Here is a 19,852-nt window from a genome sequence, read left to right on the forward strand (position 1 = left end):
ATGATTTGTGGAGAGATGGAAAATTTTTCCTTCTGCCGTCACCCCTCATTCTGATTTTGCAAATGCCTTATACAAGCATTCGCGATCGCATCAACGGGTAACACCTCCACAGCAGCTCCCAAGTCCACAGCGGCTTTGGGCATACCATAGACAATTGAGGTTTGTCGATCTTGGGCAATCGTATGCCAACCTTTATCTCGCAAGAGTTTTAAGCCTTGAGCACCATCCCGTCCCATACCGGTTAACAGTACCCCGACTCCATGACCGATCCAATGATTGGCAACACTCTTAAAGAAAACATCAACGGAAGGATGATAAAAACTATCTAGAGGTTGCCTGTCATAAGCAAGAGTCATGTCAGGACGCACGATAAGATGATGATTTTTACCAGCAATGAGAACGATACCTTTGTGTGGTGTAGAACCGGGAATGGCAAGCTGTACGGTCATCGGGATTTGCGCGTCTAACCAAGCCGCTAAACCTGGAGCAAACTGGGCATCAATATGCTGAATAACAATAAACGCCGCCTGAAAATCTTTGGGGAATTGAGACAGAATTGTGGCTAATGCTTGAGGACCTCCTGTAGAAGCCCCAATCGCAATTAAGAGCTTGTTGTGTTGGCTAGACTGTAAATGATGGTATGAACTTTTGCCAATTAATCTGGAGATAGTTGCAATTTTTTTAAGTAGCCCAGTCCCATCAATTGTTTGCTGACCGTAACTTATAGTAGGGGTATTGATAGCGTCTAATGCTCCGTAGCCCATTGCTTCAAAAACCTTAGCAGCGTAGCGATTGACACTCGCAGTCACCATAAGAATAGCACAAGGAGATTGACTCATGATGCGCCGGGTGGCTTCCACTCCATCCATCTCAGGCATTAGTACATCCATCAAAATCAGGTCTGGAGTATCTACGCTACATTTTGTAACAGCTTCAACGCCATCAAAAGCAACCCATGCTATCTCATAATCCGGTTTCATAGCGATCGCTTGTCGCAGCGCTTCTACTGCAATCGGTGCATCGTTAACAATGGCAATTCTCACAGGTTAAGCTTCTCCAATCAAGTCAATGACAGACTGTATTAAGGTATCATCATGAAAACTACTCTTGGTGAGGTAGTAATCTGCCCCCGCTTCCAATCCTTGAAGTCGGTCTTCTTCTCGATCCTTATAAGAAACAATGATCACGGGTGTATGCTTTAACTTGGGATGAGTTTTGATGTGGCTTGCGAGCTCAAAGCCATTCATTCGGGGCATATCAATATCTGTTACTACCAAATCGTAATTTCCTCCGCGTATAGCGTTCCAACCATCCACTCCATTGACTGCAACTTCTACTTTGTAACCATTGTTTTCTAGGAGTTTGCGCTCCATTTCGCGCACGGTGATGGAATCATCTACCACCAAAATGTGCTTGTATGTTTTACTGGTTATTTGACGAGTAGATTGGTTCACTTGGCTGGTTTGCCCGGTAGCGAATGCTTTAGCAATGGAACGCACTAGGTCTTCAACATCAACAATCAACACGGGAAAACCATTATCCATTAAAGCAGCTGCGCTAACATTAGGGACTTTACCGAGGCGGGAATCTAACGGTCTGACAACCAAACTGCGTTCTCCCAAATACCTATCTATCACTAATCCGTAACAGTTGGCGCGATCGCCTACCAAAATAACATTGAGCATTTCTGGATTTGTAGTAGGTGGTGGTAACTCTAGGATTTGACGTGCTGATATCAATTCAATCGGGCGATCGTTCATCATAAAAAACGGACGATTTTCCGAGACAGCAATCTCAGACTTCAAAAGAGTGACAACGCGTTCGATACGTGATAGTGGAAAAGCATAAGGTTCACCTGCAATTTCCACCAGTAGGGCGCGAATGACTGATAGTGTTAATGGTAATTGCATATAAAAAGTTATTCCCTGTCCCGGTTGAGAAACAGCCCGTACAGTTCCCCCCACTTCCCGCACCATGTTATGAGCTACGTTTAGCCCAACTCCCCGTCCCGAAAATTCTGTGACAGTAGTGGCTGTAGAGAAACCTGGTAAAAATAAGAATTCTATTAACTCAACTTCGCTCAGTCGATTTGCCATCTCTGTATTTGTCATTTGCTTTCTAATGACTTCTTGTCGCAAAAACTCCAGATCTATTCCCCGACCATCATCCGATACAGAGATAAAGAGCATTCCAGCACGATGAGCCACTTCAATCCGAATGGTTGCTTCTTCAGGCTTAAGCGCGGCTAAACGTTCTTGGGGTAACTCAATACCGTGATCGAGTGCGTTCCTGAGCATGTGGGTAAGGGGTGCTTCCAAGCGATCGAGAATATCTCGATCGACTAAGGTCGATTTACCAACAATTTCCAGCTTGACTTTTTTACCCAGTTGCTTGGCTATATCGCGAACCATTCGGGGAAATCCTTGACCGGCTTCAGCAAACGGAGACATTCGAGTGGCAATGACTTCTCGATAAAGACGATCTGCAAGGTTGGTAGAACGTTGAGAAAATTGTTCGAGTTCGCTGTAGCGATCGCTCAATAGCTGTTGGTATTCACTGGCTTTTTGGCGAACAGCGGTCAACTGCTCGTCAATTCGCCGCTCTAAATGACGGTTTGCTAATAATTCTTGTAACTTTTCTAATAAGTCCGATAGCTCTGTATGACCTGCTTTTAGCTGTAAGAAAGAATCAGCAAATGGTTCCAACCACTTTGCTTCAACTAAGGATTCTCCTGCTAGCCCCATTAAACGATTGAGATTATCTGCACCAACTCGCACTCCTTGGTTGGAGATAGGGGAGGGGGGGAGGGGGGGAGGGGGAGAGGGGGAGAGCGGGAGAGGGGGGGAGGGGGAGATGGGGGGAGGGGGAGAAGTTTGAATGTTGGCAATGGCTGTGACGAGCGATCGCATTCTAGTGTCTTCTAGCGGTTGCTCGTTGGGATTGTTCGCACAAATATCTGCTATATGCGAGAGTATATCCACTCCTTGCAGCAAAATATCAACATCAGCCGTTGTGAGGACGATTTTTTCTGCTTGAGCGGCTGCAAAGCAGTCTTCCATAATATGAGCAAGGGTCACGACTGCATCAATATGAACAATTCTGGCAGCCCCCTTAATGGAATGAGCTGCTCGCATTAAAGCTGTCAGTTCTTCTTTGGGCTTTGGTTTACCCTCTAGCGCCAATAGGGAATTATTCATGACGGCAACTTGAGCCTTGACTTCCATGCAAAATAAATCTAGCAAGGAAAGATTATTAACATTGATTTCCTCTGTCATGGCATCACCTTTTTGCTAAGAGTATGGAATAGCAATTCGTCATCCAAATAGCTGACACTGCGATCGCGCCACTTTAACAATCCTTTAGTATAGGTATGAGTTGCTTGAGTACCTGTGGGAGTGTGAAGCAATTCATCTTGATGACATCGATGCACCCCAAACAATTCATCAACAGCAAATACCCAAATACCACTACCTGCTTTTTCCACCACAACCATACGCGAATAAACCATAGGACTTAAAGCTTGAGGAGGGGTATCAGCCATCTCCAGATTCAACAAATGGGTTAAAGAAATACACAATTGCAATTCACCTCGAATACTCACCAATCCCCGCAAGATTTGATTGCTCCGATACGGTATGGTATGAATCGGACTCGGTGAAGTCGTTTCTTTAAAGATGTAGGCGGGAAGTGCCAACCATTCGCGTTGCAAGCGAAAGATAACAACTCTGAGAGTTTCTGTGGCTAATAAAGCATGAGAGGGAAAATAGCTTTGTTCTGAGAATGTCTCTGGTTTTTTCTCAGCCTCAGTTCTTGATTCAGCCAATAACTGAGTCCATTCACTCCGATAATTGTCAGGAATCGAACGTTCTAATAAACGACGACCGCTTGCAGAGTAAACAGGGCAATTCCGGCAGTGGCTAAAAGTAGTGAGCTTTGGACAGGTACAATCTCCTGTAACACCGATAGCATTCCAGCAAAAATCAATATTTGAATCTGATGGGGCAGTGAAACGACTCATAGAGGCTATTATCTACATATATGGGTATAATTCCCCCTAATTAAACGACATTCTCAGTTTGCTTGTAAGAAAATGGCAGCGTTTGAGTAGAATTATCTGTCTTGACTTGAAAGCGAGTTATCTCCTGACGCAATCCCCGAGCAACTTGATTGAGTCGAGTAATAGCATTATTGATTTCTCTCAAAGAATCGGTTGTTTGGATTGAGGTATTGCTCAACTGCACCATAGCATCACTGATTTGTTGCGCTCCCTGAGATTGTGCTTCCATTCCAGAGTTAACCGCCTCAAATCTCGGTGTCAGTTCTTGCACCTGCTCGATAATGTGAGACATTTGCCCGCTAATATTGGCAACATCTGCCACACTTTGTCCCACTTCTTTAGCAAATTTATCCATCTCCATCACACCGGCTGACACGGAAGATTGCATTTGCTTGACCATTTTTTCAATTTCCAAGGTAGCGACAGCTGTTTGGTCTGCCAAACGTCGAATTTCTCTGGCTACCACCGCAAACCCCAAACCATACTCCCCAGCTTTTTCTGCTTCAATGGCTGCATTTAATGACAGCAAATTGGTTTGGTCTGCTACTTTGGTAATCATCACCACAATATTGTTGATGTTGTTTGCCTTTTCACCGATTGTTCCAAGTCTTGAAGCAATGATATTCGTAGCTTCTCCTAACTGCCGCATAGTTGCTTCCATACGAAGTAAATCTTTTTGGCTGCTGCTTGTTGCTGTTGTTGTGGTTTGTGACATGAGTGCCACTTCTTCCATAGTTTTAACTAGTTCCCTGGAAGTGGCAGATATTTCTTTAGCTGTAGCTGCGACTTCGTTAGTAGAAGCGACTTGTTCGGTCATTGTCGCTTCTAATTGCTTCCCCGAAGCAGCAATTTGGGTGGCTGAAGTTGTGACTTCAATTCCTGACTGCTGTACTTGACGAATAAGAATATTCAAATTCTGAATCATGGTTTGAAAGGAAAATAAAAGCTTGCCAATTTCATCCTTTTGATTTGAATCTACGCTCAATTGCGTGGTCAAATCTCCTGTAGAAATTTGCTCGGCAACACCTACAACACGGATGACTTGAGTTGCAATTTGCCGGGAAATAAGAATCCCTAGCAGAATTGCTAAAAGAGGTCCAACAACTGTGGCTGTAGAAATCAAGAAGGTACTAATGGCTACGTCTTTTTCTGCACCATTGTAAATATATTTAGCAAAGTTCTGATTGTTTTTTAAAAGAGCGGTAGTAACTTCATCAATTTGTTTAAAAATAACATTTTTTTCATGCAAGGTATGTTCGTGCAATTTGATATATTTTGCCAAAGCGGCTTTGGTAGACCCCATCTCAGAAGAATTATCTTGATTTTGGCGTATTAATTCAAGTTCGCGTTTCCAAGGATTCCGAATACCCATACGCGTGTATTCTTCCTCAATTTGCATGAATTCTTGGTGAGATTGTTTCCATCTTTCCCATATGGGATAGAATTTTATTCTCAGATTTTCTTCTTCCTTATTATTGTAAGGAGTCGATTCAAATTGCTTAAGTCCCTCAGTAATTTGCTGCCACGATTCTTTTATTTTAACTAATGTATTTTGCCTTTGCTCTGGTGTTAAATCTGAATTTAATAAAATCCTCTGTGCTGATTCAATTTGAGTTTGACCCTCTTTAATTTTCCACAAACTATCGATACTTAAGAGATTGATGTTGGCTAAAGTGCTAATATGGTTTGATAAGCGAGAATTTCCGTTCCATCCCATAAAACCAACAATTAATACCAGAAAACCCATAAATGAAAAGGAACTAATGAGTCGCCATTGAAAGCTCATGTTTTTTAGCATTGAATGGATGAAGCCTCCTAGAAAATGAAGTCAAAACACGCTGACGGGGCGATGTTGGTAAGTTATAGTTCCCATTTCAAGCCAGAATATTAACTGCATTGCAGAAAAAATTACATGGCAACATTGTCGGTTTTGACTTTGAAACGGGTCATCTCCTGATGCAATCCCCAAGCAACATGGTTGAGTTGGGCGATCGCGTTATTAATTTCCTGTAAAGAATCAGTTGTTTGGATTGAGGTGTTGCTTAACTGCACCATAGCATCGCTAATTTGTTGCGCTCCCTGAGATTGCGCTTCCATTCCAGAGTTAACCGCATCAAATCTCGGTGTCAGTTCTTGCACCTGCTCGATGATGTGAGACATTTGCCCGCTAATATTGGCAACATCTGCCACACTTTGTCCCACTTCTTTAGCAAATTTATCCATCTCCATCACACCGGCTGACACAGAAGATTGCATTTGCTTGACCATTTTTTCAATTTCCAAGGTGGCGACAGCTGTTTGATCTGCCAAACGTCGAATTTCTCTGGCTACCACCGCAAAACCCAAACCATACTCTCCGGCTTTTTCTGCCTCAATGGCTGCATTTAATGACAGCAGATTAGTTTGATCTGCTACTTTGGTAATGGTTACCACAATATTGTTGATGTTGTTTGCCTTTTCACTAATAACTCCCAAACGTGAGGCAATGATATGAGTTGCTTCCCCCAACTGACGCATGGTTGCTTCCATGCGTAGAAGATCTTTTTGACTGCTATTGGCTGCTGTTGTAGTCCCTTGTGACATGAGTGCCACTTCTTCCATAGTTTTAACTAGTTCCCTGGAAGTGACAGCTATTTCTTTAGCAGTCACTGCCACTTCATTGGTAGAAGCTACTTGTTCGGTCATTGTAGCTTCCAATTGTTTCCCGAAAGCAGCAATTTGAGTGGCTGAGGTTGTCACTTGAACAGCGGATTGCTGTACTTGACGCACCAAAGAGTTCAAGCTTTGGGTCATATTTTTAAGTACAGTCATTAATTTCCCAATGACATTGTTAGAAGAGACTTCAACCTGACTTGTCAAATCTCCCTGAGAAACCTTTTCTGCTAAAGTAAACGCATTTTGTAAGGAAAGACTTAAAGCCCGACTGGGAATCAAAATTGTGGCTAGTGAAACAACCACTACAGTGCTGACAATACAGATAAACGTTAACAAGATAACAAAATCAGCAAAGGTTTGTACTTGAGTTGCTTGTTTTTGTTGATTTTCTATTTCTTGATTTTCTAATCGAGTCAACTCATCTAACTTTTGCCTGATAGCGTCCATAATTTTTTTCCCCCGATCTGAAAGAATCAAATTTAATGCTTCTTGTTCTCGGTTGGCCTTTTTTAAGTTGATTGTTTCTTCTAATTCATTCAATTTTTGCTGTGATAAGGCTTCAATTTCATTAATGATTGTTTTTTGTGCAGCGCGATCGCTAATTTTAGATTCCAATTCTAAATAAGCATTGCGTAATCGATTTGTAGCTGTTCTGTAAGGTTCTAAATACTCTTCTTTCTTTGTAAGAATAAAACCGCGCTGTCCTGTTTCTGCATCAATTAAATTTTTTTCAATTTCTTTTAATTGAGTTTTTACTGAATGAGTTAATAGTAACGAATTAGATGATGCAATTAAGGAATCATTGGTTCCTTTGGAAACAGAACTAGCAATAGCTGTTAAAATAACAATGATTCCACAACCACCCAATACAAATTGATTAATTTTTATACCCTGTTGCATATGTTGAGTCTATTTGGCTACTATTTGTACATATATATAGTCTTCCCAAAATAATCCAAATTTTCAATTTTTTTATAAGAAATGAGAAGCTTAAATACAGTCTTCTCTGTCTTAACTTAGAAGCGAGTCATTTCCTGAGTCAATCCCTAGGTAACTTAGTTTTGGCTTTTTCCTTCTTACAGAAATGTATGGACAAGCTTTTTTAAATTGTCAATCTGAAATGATGAAAAATCCTATGCGGTGACTTTAAAGCGAGACATTTCGTGGCGCAATCCCTGAGCAACTTGATTGAGTTGGTGAATGGCATTATTGATTTCTCGTAAAGAATCAGTTGTTTGGGTTGAGGTGTTGCTCAATTGAATCATGGCATCGCTGATTTGTTGCGCTCCCTGAGATTGTGCTTCCATTCCAGAATTAACTGCCTCAAATCTCGGTGTCAGTTCTTGCACTTGCTCAATAATTTGTGCCATCTGTTTGCTAATACTAGCAACATCTTCTACGCTTTGTTCAACTTCTTTAGCAAATTTATCCATCTCCATCACACCGGATGATACGGAAGATTGCATTTGCTTGACCATTTTTTCAATTTCCAAGGTGGCGACGGCTGTTTGGTCTGCCAAACGTCGAATTTCTCTAGCTACCACCGCAAATCCCAAACCGTATTCCCCAGCTTTTTCTGCCTCAATAGCAGCATTTAATGACAGCAAATTGGTTTGATCTGCTACTTTAGTAATCATCACCACAATATTGTTGATGTTGTTTGCTTTTTCACCGATGGTTCCCAATCTTGTGGCAATGGTATTGGTGGCTTCTCCTAACTGGCGCATGGTGAGTTCCATACGAAGTAAATCTTTTTGACTGCTGCTTGTTGCTATTGTTGTAGTTTGTGACATGAGTGCGACTTCTTCCATGGTTTTGACCAATTCCCTAGAAGTTGCTGAGATTTCTTTAGCTGTAGCTGCGACTTCGTTAGTAGAAGCGACTTGTTCGGTCATTGTCGCTTCTAATTGCTTTCCCGAAGCTGCGATTTGGGTAGCTGAAGTTGTGACTCCAATCCCTGACTGTTGTACCTGACGGATTAAAATATTCAAATTTTGAGTCATAATTTGGAAAGATTTTAATAGTTTGCCAATCTCATTATTACTATTTGATTCAGTATCAACAACAGAATTTGTTAAATCTCCAACAGAAATTTGCTCTGCTGCTTGAACTGCCTTATTAATTCTGACTTCTAGAAATTGAGCAATAAAAACACTTGCTATAATAGCTAATATCAAACAAACCATAGAAGCTACAAGGGCTGATAAATTCATGATATTTAATGATTGATTTGTCAAGAAAATGCTGTCATCTAAAATATCTTTTTCTCTTTTGTCAAAAGCTTTGCTAATTTTTAAAAAATCCTCTATATATTCTTTTCCGTTATTAAAAAATAAAACGAGATTCTTTTGATTTTTAATTTCATTTTTTTGATACTTTTTTGAACATAAATATTGTAATTTTGATAAAGTTTATACATTTCATCCATTCTAGAACGTTGTGCAGAATCTTGAACTGTCTTAGATAAGAGGGTAAAATTTTCTTGAAACATTTCGATCGTTTGTATATAGTTCTAAAGCATCTTCATTGATTTTGTGTCAATGAAATATCGTCGTATTCGCCTATCCATATTTAAAATAGCTTGAGTCATGAGTTGTTTTCATCAATAATAGTTTGCGATCTATTAACTTTTAAAAGTTTCTGTGATTGATTTGCTGTAAAATAGACTATTAGACTGAATCCTAAAACTAAAATCGTAGGAATTGAAAACCCAAGTATAATTAAATCTTTAACTTTTCCAGTTGCTAAACATTTCTTTTTCCTCAAGATTTTGAATTTTTTTAAACCTGTACCCGCAATACACATGGTTTGGAACTCGCTTACACCAAATATTGAATCTAAAAAACATAAAATATTCGCAGTCGCGATGTATGCGCCTTAGTGCAACTACGAGCCTAAAGGCATCTTATGTTTAATTTGTTTGAGCTATTGACAACCTGTTTTTATAGGTGATAGAAGCTACAAGTATTGATTGGCAGGTACAAGAAGACCTTCAGTTGCTAGAATTCCCTATTGGTCAAAGAGAGTAACAATGTGTACGTTAAAATTTATTTGGATTGAGACTGGGGACTAATGACTGGGAACTGGGAAAAAGAATCCTCAATCTCTATTTTCTCTTCTTCCGCAATCTCTGAATTCGTTGCAATAAAAGAGCTGCGCTGGTTTCATCCCCCTGATGTTCCCTTAGTAATGCCAAGTGAATTAATGCTTCTTCGCAATCTGGTTGCAGGTAGATCGCTTTCTTAAACTGTTGCGCCGCTTGTTCTTCTTGTCCTGTTGCTTGCTGTATCTGTCCTAGTAGAACATAAGCTTTGGCACTGCTAGGGTTTTGTTTGAGATAATTATTGCACTGTTGAGTGGCTTCTTGAAAGCAACCTCGATCTGCTAAGGTTCTTGCTGTTTGCAGCATATCTTCTTTTGACTCATTTAAGAGTTGTACTTTTCCTCCGTCGGTAATTAATTGTTTGTTGTATGTTACAGGTGGTTTGAGAGCAGTTTTGTAGGTGGGATGATGCTTTTTGACAGCGGTTTTACAATGGTTTGATTTTAATGAAGCATGAGAAGTCCCTGACTTTCGGTAAGCAAATACCATTGGCTGGGAAATGGGAATGAATTTAGTATTGAGTAACCATCCTGCTTCGCCATGACCTACAAATAGCAAGCCTTTCTGGGTTAGCAACCGTTCCAGAACTCCTATTGTTCGCTCTTTTGTAGCTCGGTCAAAATAAATTAAGAGATTGCGGCAAAAGACAATATCGTAGGAGGGGGTTGTCCCCAAAAAATGAGCATCTGCAAGGTTACCTTGCATAAAATTGACCGAGCTTCTCACCTGTTGGCACAGTTGATATCCAGTTTCCGTAAGTTGGAAATATTGCTCTTGGAAAAAAGAGCTTGTACCGCGAAATGAGTATTGACTGTAAATTGCTTGTTGGGCAACTTGCAAGCTTTTTTTGCTAATGTCTATAGCGTCAATACGAAAATTGGCAGCCGTTAACCCGGCTTCTAGTAACGCGATCGCAATAGAATAAGGTTCTTCGCCTGTTGAGCATGGAACGCTGAGAATTTGTAATATACGATTTGAGTTATTTGCCAACCACTCAGACAATACATAATCCTTGAGAAAATTAAATGATTCTCTTTCTCTAAAAAACCAAGTTTCAGGGATAACAACACTCTCAACAAAAGCTTCCCATTCTTGAGGTGATTCCTGCAAAAGCCCCAAGTAACCAGCCATAGTAGATATTCTGCAATCTGCCATTCTTTGATAAATAGCTCTAGCGATCGTGCTAGAACCAATTGAATTTGCATCTAAACCAATTTTTTGTTTTAGTAAACTTTCGATGACAGATTGTGGCATTGGGTTAGTGGTTAGTTGTTAGGGGTTGGGGGTTAGGGGTTAGTTTAGCGGTCACAGATAAGAGATTGGCTTCTGACAACAAGTGTTCTGTGCGGATACACTGAATCATGCCTTGGGCGTCTAAGATTATCTTGCCCAAGTAAGGGGCTGCATCTACCTCAATGTTTGCATCAACCATTTCGACATCTGAGGTTTGCAAGGTTTCTACAACTCCTTCTGCCATTAAACCCACTAAATGAGGGGTTTGCGATTTTGAAATGGCATTGCGATCGCTCAGACAATAGTTAATAAGTACGATGCGAGTACTCAGATGCTCGCAGCATGGTTTATCGTGCATCAACTGGCGCAGATCGAGCACTGGAACAATACACCCTCGGTAATTAAAAACACCAGCAACGTATTTGGGTGTATGGGGTAGAGTTTTGAGAATAACTAGGGGGAGGACTTCTACAACCTGCTGACTTGCGATCGCATAAAGTTGATTATCAATATTAAGTAATAAAAATAACATTTATAGACCTTGTAATATGGATTGAGTGAATGCAGTTTAACTTAATCCTGCAAGGTTCATAAATAGAAAAAATACTTGAAATTGGGAATTACGCCTGTCTTCTGTATATTAAATGGTCAATATTGCTGAATCCAACTTTGAACCCCGATTTTTGGGTTTCGTTCCTCAACCCAACCTACTGCTTTTAACATTTTTAAACTCTCTTGTATACTGATATAACTCAATCTTAGAGCTTTTCCCAGTAGGCTAAAGTAGAAATTTATCTGCGTTCATCTGCGGTTAATTTTTTTCTATCCCATACCTGTTTGAGAACATCTAAAAAAGCAAAGACTCGTTTTGGTAATATGGCATCGGCTAGAATAATCACTCCAATAATTCGCTCGAGAGGAACTGGTAAACTCCTAACCTGTATCTCTTCTGGTATGGGTTCGGCGGTGAGTCGAGCCATCACAGTCGCGCCCAATCCCTGCTTCACCATGCTGAGCACTGTTGAATCTTCCCTGACTTTATGGCTAACTTTCAACGTTTGACCAAATCGTAAGAAATGCTCTTGGATGAATTTGTTATGCTGTGGACTCCGCAGATTGACAACCATTGAGTACTCTGCTACTTGTTCCCAACTGAGAGGTTCATCAGACGCAAGCATTCCTGGTGACAGCAGTACAACAAACTCGTCTCGAAATAATTCCCAAGCCTCAAACTCTTTTCCTGTGGGAAGCAAAGTAAAACCGACTTCTGCTTGACCTTGTTGTAATGCTTGTTCTACTTCTACATACCTGTCAAATTCGGTAATGACAACGCCCATGGTGGGATACTTCTCGCGAAAACGAGCGATGACTTTTGGTAGTATATGGGTTGCGATACTCCGAACGCAAGCGACCCGTACCTGTCCGCTTTGCAATCCTTTTTCTCGTTCGGCTTTTTCCATAACGTTCCCTAACAAATGCAAAATTTGTCGGGCTTCCTCAAAAATTTCTTCTCCAATCGGGGTTAATGTCGCACCGTGACGACCTCGCAACACGAGAACAACTCCTAATTCTTCTTCTAAAGTCGCGATCGCATAACTCACCGTTGATTGAGATAAACCCAACTCCAAAGCCGCTTCGCTAAAACTCTTGCGCTCTCCAACAGCCACTAGAGCACGTAGCTGAGAGATTTTAAGATTACAGTCGTTGATTTTGTTCATCAAACTCAAGAAAGCTTTCTATCTATCGATTTTATCGATAGAAGGTATCGAGGGTATCGTTTGTTTTTTAATTCAGTCATCAATAAACTGTTTCTTATTGGTAAAGAAATTTAAACAATGTCTTCATTATTTTCTCTCACGCTCTGCTTTGTTATTTTGTTGTTTAGCGTGACTAAAGGATTCTTTGTTGCTTATTCTCTCGGTCTATCTTTAGTCATACTGCTGGTTACTTTTACTTACCGGGGCTTCCCTTTCTCAAGCCTGTTAAAAATGGGTTATAACAGCAGTCAAAAAGCTTTTTCCATTATCACAATTTTATTACTTATAGGAGTGGTCACATCAATTTGGATGGCGTCTGGAACCATTCCAGCCTTGGTTTATTATGGGACTCAATTCATCAATCCTCAATACTTTGTTCTTTCAGCCTTTCTTCTTACCTGCATGATTTCTGTACTTCTGGGAACTTCCTTTGGAACTGTCAGCACTGTAGGTGTCGCACTCATGATTATGGCGAAAGGAGGAAACATCAATCCTCACATAATTGCTGGAGCTATTATTGCGGGAGGCTATTTTGGCGACAGATGTTCTCCCATGTCTTCTAGCGCTCATTTGATTGCTAGTCTTACCAAAACTAACCTATACAGAAACCTTGCATATCTAATGACAACTGGTTGGTTTCCATTAGTCGCTTCTATTCTAGTTTACTTTTTTCTTTCGCTTGGCAATCCCATTCAAGCTAGAAGTCAAAACTTACTGGCAGAAATTCCACATTTTTTTGACATCAACTTGCTAGTATTATGTCCTGCTATTATCGTTTTCTTCCTTTGTCTATTGAAAATAGAGGTGAAAGTTACGCTAGCAATTAGTATTGCGATCGCCTTCTTTTTAGGAATCTTTTTCCAAAATTATTCCTGGCTGCAAATGTTGCAATTTATTGTCTTTGGATTTCGTTTAGATTCACAAGCTCAATTAACTGACGCTCTCACTGGGGGTGGAATTCTATCAATGCTGAGAGTTTCAGTCGTTGTTGTGATTTCTACATTTCTTGTAGGAATTATCGTGGGAACAAAAACTCTAGCATCTGTAGAAAAAATCTTTAGAAGAATTTCTTCCAAAAGTGGTTTATTTTTGAGCACTGCTGCAGTTGGTTTGGTATCTGCTGCTTTTGGTTGTACTCAAACACTTGCTATTCTCATGACCTATCAACTTATGAAAGAAAAATACGAGCGGGAAAACGCGAGCCATTACCAACTGGCGATCGACATTGAGAATACTGCTGTTGTACTTGCGCCTCTTGTTCCTTGGAACATTGCTGGATTAGTTCCTGCGACTGTTTTAATGACTGATTCGGGATTTATTCCTTATGCGGTTTATTTGTATTTTATTCCAGTTTTTAATTGGATTGGGTTTAAGTTAGTTGAGTCGAGGATGCAACGTAAGTTTGAATAGAAATTTTCTATTTTTATGAACCGCGAAGACCAGCCAGTGCGTTGCGGTGAATCCAGCCCTGATAGCGCAGCGTGGCACGAAAGTGCCATAGGCGGGTTTCCCGCGCCCTGGGGACTGGTGAACCCGGAGGGGGGTTCCCCCCGTTGTTCGCGCAGCGTCTCCGCAGGAGATAGCATCTGGCGTCGCAAAGAACACGAAGGAAAGAGGAAAGGAACAAGATATGAATGAGGAAAAGCTTTTAATCAGACAAGCTACGAAAGATGATATCTCAATTGTTATGGAGCTTATTTTACTGAAAGCTGAGTTTGATGGATGTCTCGCTGCTTTAGAAGCAACGCCTCAAAAACTAGAAGATACAATTTTTTGTCAGAATCCTCTTGCTTTTGTTTTGTTGGCTGAGATTGATGAAAATGCAATTGGATTTGCAAGCTATCATCGCATATACTCTACTTTTCTTGCTAAACCAGGAATTTGGTTGGACGATTTATACATTAAAGCTGAGTACCGCCATTGTGGAGTTGGGACAGCTTTGATAAATCATTTGTGTCGAATAGCTCAACATATAGGTGGTGCAAGAATTGATTGGATAGTTAAAGTCAATAATGTACCAGCAGTCAAGTTTTACGAAAAAATGGGGGCAAAAATTATTCAACAGGTTAGATTGTGTCGTCTGGAAAGAGAAGTGATAAGGGATAAAGGCTGAAGCCGTATCGCAACTACAGCATATGAAAATGAAAACTTTCTGCTTGGGAGAGTATGAGACAAGGGAGCAGCTATTTTGACTTATCTTCTTAACTCAAATGTTTTTTTAGTAAAGTCCACGTAGGTGGACTTTGTCTGTATAGCCGCGAATTCTATTCGCTCTAGGAAGTGTAAGTTTCTTAGAAATGATTTAGGATTGCTATATATCTTGCACCATTGTTTATTGCATTCCCAGGCGGAGCCTGGGAACCAGAATCTCACTAAAATTCAGCGCTTTCAGGTGTGCGTGGGAAGGGGATAACATCTCTGATATTGCCCATACCCGTCATAAATTGCACGAGTCTTTCAAAACCAAGCCCAAAACCTGCGTGTGGAACCGTACCAAAGCGGCGCAAATCCAGATACCACCACAAATCCTCTGGTTTCATCCCTTGAGCAAGTATGCGACGTTCTAAAATCTCCAAACGTTCTTCCCGTTGGGAACCACCAATGATTTCACCAATTTTGGGCGCAACAATGTCCATTGCGGCTACGGTTTTTTCATCATCGTCCAAGCGCATGTAGAAAGCTTTGATTTGTACCGGATAATTTGTGACGATAGTGGGCTTTTTGAACAGCTGTTCTGCAAGGTAACGCTCGTGTTCTGATTGTAAATCGAGACCCCAACTCACTGGATATTCAAATTTGACGTCAGCTTTCTCTAAGAGTTTGATGGCTTCTGTATAAGTTACACGTTCAAATTCATTATTAATAATGTTATCTGCTGTTGCTATAACAGTGTTATCAATGCGCTGGTTAAAAAATTCCATATCTTCAGCGCAGTTTTCCATCACGTATTTAAATATGTGCTTGAGAAATGCTTCTGCTAAATCCATATCCCCTTTAAGATCGCAAAATGCCATCTCTGGTTCTACCATCCAAAATTCTGCAAGGTGACGGGAGGTGTTAGAATTTTCTGCACGAAAGGTAGGTCCGAATGTATAAACGTTGGTAAATGCTGTCGCCATAACTTCGGCTTCTAGCTGTCCGCTGACTGTTAAGTACGTTGGTTTACCAAAAAAGTCTTTACTGTAATCTACAGCTTTGGTATCCTTGCGAGGCACATCTTTTAAATCTAAACTGGTGACGCTGAACAGTTCACCCGCACCTTCACAATCATTGGCGGTGATGATGGGTGTGTGTACCCACAAAAAACCGCGTTCTTGGAAGAATTGATGAATGGCTGTAGCGCATGCATTCCTAACTCGGAAAACTGCACCAAAGGAATTGGTTCGCGATCGCAAGTGTCCGATGGTTCTGAGAAACTCAAAGGAATGTCGTTTCTTTTGCAGGGGATATGTATCGGGATCGGCTTCTCCGTATACTGTTACCTTATTAGCTTTTAACTCTACACGCTGACCTTTTCCTTGGGAAGCAACCAACACGCCTGCAACTTCTACTGACGCACCTGTGTTTAGCTGTTTCAAAATACTGTCATATCCTGGCAAATCTTCATTGATTACGACTTGCAAACTAGCCAAGGATGAGCCGTCATTCACTTCAATAAAAGCAAAACCTTTTAATTCCCGTTTTGTACGAACCCAGCCTTGAACTACCAAAGACTCATCAGGTTGACCATTTCGCAATATTTCTGCAATCCGTGGACTTACCATATCATCCAATAAACTTACTTTAATAACCAGCCTATGATAACGCCCAATCCCCCAAAGCGAACTGCCATCCAGAAAGGTTCTTTTAAACTTTTCCAAGAGAATAACTGGCTTTCCAATCTCAGATCTAGTTCTTCTAGCTGCTGTTGAATATACCTTAGCTCCGTTTTCATACCGGGCTGCTTGCTGTCATGCAATTGGTCAAGGCGTTGTTGCAACTCTTGTTGATGCGATCGATCTGCCTGTACTTGATTGTAACGTTCTTTAAATGCAGCTAGTGCTTGCTCTACTTTTAAGAGTTGCTGTTCCAAATCTTGTTCTGGGCTTTCTCCATCTGTTGGTGGTTCAGATGGTTTTTGATTCGGTTTCATATATAAGTTAAGTCGGTGTGAACAAACACAACTGAGTGCTCGAGCTGTTGGTGGTTAGTGATTAGTCGTGAGTAGGCTTGAGCGCAACCCAAGATTTGTTTTGTGCATCTAGGTTTACCCGCGCCTATCTACTTATGTCTTAGGCTAATATTAAATCCGATTCTCCCAACACTCAGGCTAAATTTGTCTATATTAACTAAACCAGAGCACCGATACCATGTCTCAATCAACCCAGATCCCAAAAACTAACGAGCTGAGCCAGTTTAGCACTTTAGAATTAGCCCAAGCTCTTATGGAGAGGCTGAGTATTTCACCTAACGATTGGCACCGCCTTAAGTCTAACCGCAAAGTTCGCGCCGGCGAACAAGCCGCCGCCGCTCTTGTTTTTCTCTTGAAAGACAACCCTGAAGAAGCTTTGCAAAAGCTCCAACAAGCAAGCGGTTGGTTGGATAAATCTCTTTCTGCTCCACCTTGTCCAACTCATGGAAGACAGGGTGAGTAGTTAGTTGTTGGTTGTTAATGATTAGTGGTTTTACTAACCACTAACCACTAACTCATTAACGTCTCAAAGATAATTTAGCTTTATGTTCTAATTGTTTGCATAATCTTAACTCTGTGCCTTTTCTATTCCACTCCACTTGATCGAACACCTGACGCAGAATACACAAACCACGACCATTTTCTGATTCATCGGGTGGTAAATATTCTGTGGGGTCTTCATAACAAGGAGCTACAGGCATAAAACCGTCACCTTGGTCTGATATGATCCACCAGTATTGATTGTCAATCAAGGAGAACCTGACTATAACTGTTTTTCCAGGATCTAGGTTGTTACCGTGCTTGGCTGCGTTTACAAGAGCTTCTTGAAGCCCAAGGCGCAATTCTGCTTGTAACATTGATGGAATTTCTGCCAATAATAAATCTAATATTGGACACAGATATAACGTTGAGGCGAAACTAATTGTACCCCAATTACGTCCTGTTGGACGGAGCGAGATATTAATCACAATGAGGAACCCCGTAGCTTTCAGAGTTAGCTAGACATCAGTTTGCTGTCACAGGCACCCTGATCTAATGTGAGGTGGTCGTGTTGCCTTCAAACTTGCGTCTGTTGAACTAAATTTTGAAAATGCTAGGGCGCATAGACTCTCTAAAAGACATGAGTTGATTAAGTACAATTACAGCTAGTGAGCACCAATCGTAAAAACAGGCAATTATTGCGTATAAAAGAGCATACTTTTACTCTTTTTATTGCTGAGCATAACCTAGACAACTCGATTCATAACTCCAAGAGAGACTTTGCTTTTTACTGCCTTGTGCAAAGTGAATTGCACTAGAGGAATCATATTTTTAGCTTAATTCTATAATAGCATCTCTCATCCATAACGATCCATAAATTTTGTTTTTGAGTTTGTGTTAAAAACAAGGGAATTCAGAGCAAGGTTGATAACGTGAGGAACGCTGCTGCCTCTACATGGGCTGTCTGTGGAAAGAAATCCGCAGGTTGCACTCGTGTAAGCGTATACAATCCATCCTCACAAAGCAATTTGAGGTCACGAGCCAGGGTGGCTATTTTACAACTGACGTATACAATGCGCTTAGGTTTCGATTGCCGTAAGGTTTCCATAACAGAGCGATCGCATCCTTTGCGTGGAGGGTCGAGCAAAACTATATCTGGTGAGATATCCGTGTTGGGAAGTAATTCTTCCACTGCACCAGTATGAAACGTGACATTTTCAATACCGTTAAGTTTTGCGTTTAAATTTGCCTGTTCTACTGCTTCTGCTTGAAGTTCTAACCCCACAACTTGTCGTGCTTTTTTTGCCAAAGGTAGAGTTAACGTTCCAATACCACAATAAGCGTCCAATATGACTTCCGAACCTTGTAAATTGAGTTCTGACTCAATGACTTGCAACAATGCTTCTGCTGTTTCAGTATAGATTTGGAAAAATGTATCGGCTCGCACGTGAAATTCGAGTCCCGCAAATTGTTCTTTTAAGTAAGAAACACCAGCAATACAACGGGTTTCCTCGCCAAAAATAGCATTGGTACGTTCTGAATTGCGGTTTGTACACACTCCTACCAACTGAGGATAGCGCTCCAACCACTCTTGCGCTTGGTCGTAAATTCCCGGTAAATTCCAATCTTTAACAACTAAAGTCAGCAACATTTCCCCTGTATGGCGACCAATACGCAAACCGAGATGGCGTATTAAACCTGTATGATTGTGCTCGTTGTAAATTTGCCAACCTTGCTTTTGAATGTCTTGTTTAACTTCCAATAGCAGGGGATTGAATCGAGGGTCTTGTACGGGGCATTGATTTAAGTTAATTAATTGATGGCTGCTTTTTTGGTAGTAACCGGCTTGGACCAGTCCTGTACGAGATAATCCTACGGGATACGTGACTTTGTTACGATAGCCCAAGCATTGCGAACCAGATAGCATTGGGTCTACTGGTGGTTGAGCAAAACTGCCAATACGTTGCAACCCTTGAATAACCTGATTGCGCTTGGCTTCAATTTGATATTCGTAATTGATATGCAGCCACTGACATCCTCCACACTTATCTGCGACGATACAACTGGGTCGAACGCGATGGGATGATTTTTTGAGCAACCGTTGGATCTGTCCGCGAGCGTAACTGGGTTTGACGTAAACCAGACGGACAGCAACGCGATCGCCAGGTACTGTATCCGGTACAAAAACGACGCGATCGTTCCAACGTCCGACACCATCTCCAGTATCGCTTAAATCCACAATCTCTACTTCAATAAATTCGCCTTGTTTCCACATAGTTGTTAATGGTTAGTTGTTAGTGGTTAGTTGTAAGTTGTGAGTTATTCTCCCTTGTCCCTAGAAGGGACCCCTAGTTACCCACTCCCCTTTATTTATGTCCTCAAGACTCGTTAAACTA

Annotated in this window: 17 protein-coding genes; 4 read left to right on the forward strand and 13 right to left on the reverse strand. The window is 41.1% G+C overall.

Annotated features, from left to right (window positions below):
* Positions 1 to 38: 38 nt before the first annotated feature.
* The 9 genes from cheB to HC643_RS18300 all read right to left on the reverse strand — a co-directional run bounded on the left by cheB (position 39) and on the right by HC643_RS18300 (position 12,766).
* Positions 39 to 1,043, reverse strand: coding sequence for a chemotaxis response regulator protein-glutamate methylesterase (gene cheB / locus HC643_RS18260; RefSeq protein ID WP_038085055.1), 1,005 nt, complete (start codon positions 1,041 to 1,043; stop codon positions 39 to 41).
* Positions 1,044 to 1,046: 3 nt separating this feature from the next.
* The gene (locus HC643_RS18265; protein ID WP_167844706.1) at positions 1,047 to 3,275 is read right to left on the reverse strand and encodes a hybrid sensor histidine kinase/response regulator; all 2,229 of its coding nucleotides are present in this window, start codon (positions 3,273 to 3,275) and stop codon (positions 1,047 to 1,049) included.
* A complete protein-coding gene (locus HC643_RS18270; protein WP_038087643.1) occupies positions 3,272 to 4,018 on the reverse strand; it encodes a chemotaxis protein CheW in 747 nt (248 codons plus the stop codon). Before HC643_RS18270 ends, HC643_RS18265 begins: the two co-directional genes overlap by 4 nt.
* Positions 4,019 to 4,058: 40 nt before the next feature.
* On the reverse strand, positions 4,059 to 5,855 hold the full coding sequence (locus tag HC643_RS18275) for a HAMP domain-containing methyl-accepting chemotaxis protein (RefSeq protein WP_050045937.1): 1,797 nt from the start codon (positions 5,853 to 5,855) through the stop codon (positions 4,059 to 4,061).
* 110 nt (positions 5,856 to 5,965) lie between these two features.
* Positions 5,966 to 7,612, reverse strand: a complete 1,647-nt coding sequence (locus tag HC643_RS18280) for a methyl-accepting chemotaxis protein (protein WP_050045938.1) — start codon at positions 7,610 to 7,612, stop codon at positions 5,966 to 5,968.
* Positions 7,613 to 7,845: 233 nt separating this feature from the next.
* Complete coding sequence (locus HC643_RS18285) at positions 7,846 to 8,925, reverse strand: methyl-accepting chemotaxis protein (protein ID WP_167844707.1); 1,080 nt, start codon at positions 8,923 to 8,925, stop codon at positions 7,846 to 7,848.
* 893 nt (positions 8,926 to 9,818) lie between these two features.
* Entirely contained in the window at positions 9,819 to 11,069 is a 1,251-nt protein-coding gene (locus HC643_RS18290; RefSeq protein ID WP_038087640.1) for a CheR family methyltransferase, read from the reverse strand.
* Positions 11,070 to 11,073: 4 nt separating this feature from the next.
* Positions 11,074 to 11,580, reverse strand: coding sequence for a chemotaxis protein CheW (locus HC643_RS18295; RefSeq protein WP_038087637.1), 507 nt, complete (start codon positions 11,578 to 11,580; stop codon positions 11,074 to 11,076).
* Between the two features lie 259 nt (positions 11,581 to 11,839).
* Entirely contained in the window at positions 11,840 to 12,766 is a 927-nt protein-coding gene (locus HC643_RS18300; protein WP_038087634.1) for a LysR family transcriptional regulator, read from the reverse strand.
* 117 nt (positions 12,767 to 12,883) lie between these two features.
* Here HC643_RS18300 and HC643_RS18305 point away from each other — a divergent pair, with 117 nt between their 5' ends.
* From HC643_RS18305 to HC643_RS18315, 3 genes are read left to right on the forward strand one after another with little or no spacing between them, the layout of a single operon-like run.
* Positions 12,884 to 14,215: a Na+/H+ antiporter NhaC family protein gene (locus HC643_RS18305; protein WP_038087630.1), complete on the forward strand. Its 1,332-nt coding sequence runs from the start codon at positions 12,884 to 12,886 to the stop codon at positions 14,213 to 14,215.
* Positions 14,216 to 14,230: 15 nt separating this feature from the next.
* Positions 14,231 to 14,443, forward strand: coding sequence for a hypothetical protein (locus HC643_RS18310; protein WP_038087627.1), 213 nt, complete (start codon positions 14,231 to 14,233; stop codon positions 14,441 to 14,443).
* Positions 14,436 to 14,918 carry a GNAT family N-acetyltransferase gene (locus HC643_RS18315; protein WP_038087624.1) on the forward strand — a complete coding sequence of 161 codons (483 nt, stop codon included), beginning with the start codon at positions 14,436 to 14,438 and terminating at the stop codon, positions 14,916 to 14,918. The genes HC643_RS18310 and HC643_RS18315 overlap by 8 nt, the downstream gene beginning before the upstream one ends.
* A gap of 259 nt (positions 14,919 to 15,177) precedes the next feature.
* Here the strand turns inward: HC643_RS18315 and asnS are convergent, their stop codons facing one another.
* Both asnS and HC643_RS18325 read right to left on the reverse strand, forming a co-directional pair.
* Complete coding sequence (gene asnS, locus HC643_RS18320; RefSeq protein WP_050045939.1) at positions 15,178 to 16,569, reverse strand: asparagine--tRNA ligase; 1,392 nt, start codon at positions 16,567 to 16,569, stop codon at positions 15,178 to 15,180.
* A gap of 14 nt (positions 16,570 to 16,583) precedes the next feature.
* A complete protein-coding gene (locus HC643_RS18325; protein WP_038090198.1) occupies positions 16,584 to 16,937 on the reverse strand; it encodes a sll0565 family protein in 354 nt (117 codons plus the stop codon).
* A gap of 217 nt (positions 16,938 to 17,154) precedes the next feature.
* Here HC643_RS18325 and HC643_RS18330 point away from each other — a divergent pair, with 217 nt between their 5' ends.
* Positions 17,155 to 17,439: a DUF6439 family protein gene (locus HC643_RS18330; protein WP_038090195.1), complete on the forward strand. Its 285-nt coding sequence runs from the start codon at positions 17,155 to 17,157 to the stop codon at positions 17,437 to 17,439.
* A 55-nt stretch (positions 17,440 to 17,494) separates the two neighbouring features.
* Here the strand turns inward: HC643_RS18330 and HC643_RS18335 are convergent, their stop codons facing one another.
* Both HC643_RS18335 and rlmD read right to left on the reverse strand, forming a co-directional pair.
* Complete coding sequence (locus tag HC643_RS18335; RefSeq protein ID WP_038090193.1) at positions 17,495 to 17,944, reverse strand: ATP-binding protein; 450 nt, start codon at positions 17,942 to 17,944, stop codon at positions 17,495 to 17,497.
* Between the two features lie 425 nt (positions 17,945 to 18,369).
* Positions 18,370 to 19,731, reverse strand: a complete 1,362-nt coding sequence (gene rlmD, locus HC643_RS18340; RefSeq protein ID WP_038090191.1) for a 23S rRNA (uracil(1939)-C(5))-methyltransferase RlmD — start codon at positions 19,729 to 19,731, stop codon at positions 18,370 to 18,372.
* Positions 19,732 to 19,852: the final 121 nt, after the last annotated feature.

It is taken from the genome of Tolypothrix bouteillei VB521301 (genome assembly GCF_000760695.4).
Taxonomy (GTDB): domain Bacteria; phylum Cyanobacteriota; class Cyanobacteriia; order Cyanobacteriales; family Nostocaceae; genus Scytonema; species Scytonema bouteillei_A.

Excerpts from the sequence above, each read along its gene's own strand:
- HC643_RS18305 (WP_038087630.1), top strand. The coding sequence starts at position 12,884 with ATGTCTTCATTATTTTCTCTCACGCTCTGCTTTGTTATTTTGTTGTTT.
- HC643_RS18295 (WP_038087637.1), bottom strand. The coding sequence starts at position 11,580 with ATGTTATTTTTATTACTTAATATTGATAATCAACTTTATGCGATCGCA.
- HC643_RS18270 (WP_038087643.1), bottom strand. The coding sequence starts at position 4,018 with ATGAGTCGTTTCACTGCCCCATCAGATTCAAATATTGATTTTTGCTGG.
- HC643_RS18325 (WP_038090198.1), bottom strand. The coding sequence starts at position 16,937 with ATGAAACCGAATCAAAAACCATCTGAACCACCAACAGATGGAGAAAGC.
- HC643_RS18275 (WP_050045937.1), bottom strand. The coding sequence starts at position 5,855 with ATGCTAAAAAACATGAGCTTTCAATGGCGACTCATTAGTTCCTTTTCA.
- HC643_RS18330 (WP_038090195.1), top strand. The coding sequence starts at position 17,155 with ATGTCTCAATCAACCCAGATCCCAAAAACTAACGAGCTGAGCCAGTTT.
- HC643_RS18315 (WP_038087624.1), top strand. The coding sequence starts at position 14,436 with ATGAATGAGGAAAAGCTTTTAATCAGACAAGCTACGAAAGATGATATC.
- HC643_RS18265 (WP_167844706.1), bottom strand. The coding sequence starts at position 3,275 with ATGACAGAGGAAATCAATGTTAATAATCTTTCCTTGCTAGATTTATTT.
- HC643_RS18290 (WP_038087640.1), bottom strand. The coding sequence starts at position 11,069 with ATGCCACAATCTGTCATCGAAAGTTTACTAAAACAAAAAATTGGTTTA.
- HC643_RS18285 (WP_167844707.1), bottom strand. The coding sequence starts at position 8,925 with ATGAATTTATCAGCCCTTGTAGCTTCTATGGTTTGTTTGATATTAGCT.
- HC643_RS18300 (WP_038087634.1), bottom strand. The coding sequence starts at position 12,766 with ATGAACAAAATCAACGACTGTAATCTTAAAATCTCTCAGCTACGTGCT.
- HC643_RS18310 (WP_038087627.1), top strand. The coding sequence starts at position 14,231 with ATGAACCGCGAAGACCAGCCAGTGCGTTGCGGTGAATCCAGCCCTGAT.
- rlmD (WP_038090191.1), bottom strand. The coding sequence starts at position 19,731 with ATGTGGAAACAAGGCGAATTTATTGAAGTAGAGATTGTGGATTTAAGC.
- HC643_RS18280 (WP_050045938.1), bottom strand. The coding sequence starts at position 7,612 with ATGCAACAGGGTATAAAAATTAATCAATTTGTATTGGGTGGTTGTGGA.
- asnS (WP_050045939.1), bottom strand. The coding sequence starts at position 16,569 with ATGGTAAGTCCACGGATTGCAGAAATATTGCGAAATGGTCAACCTGAT.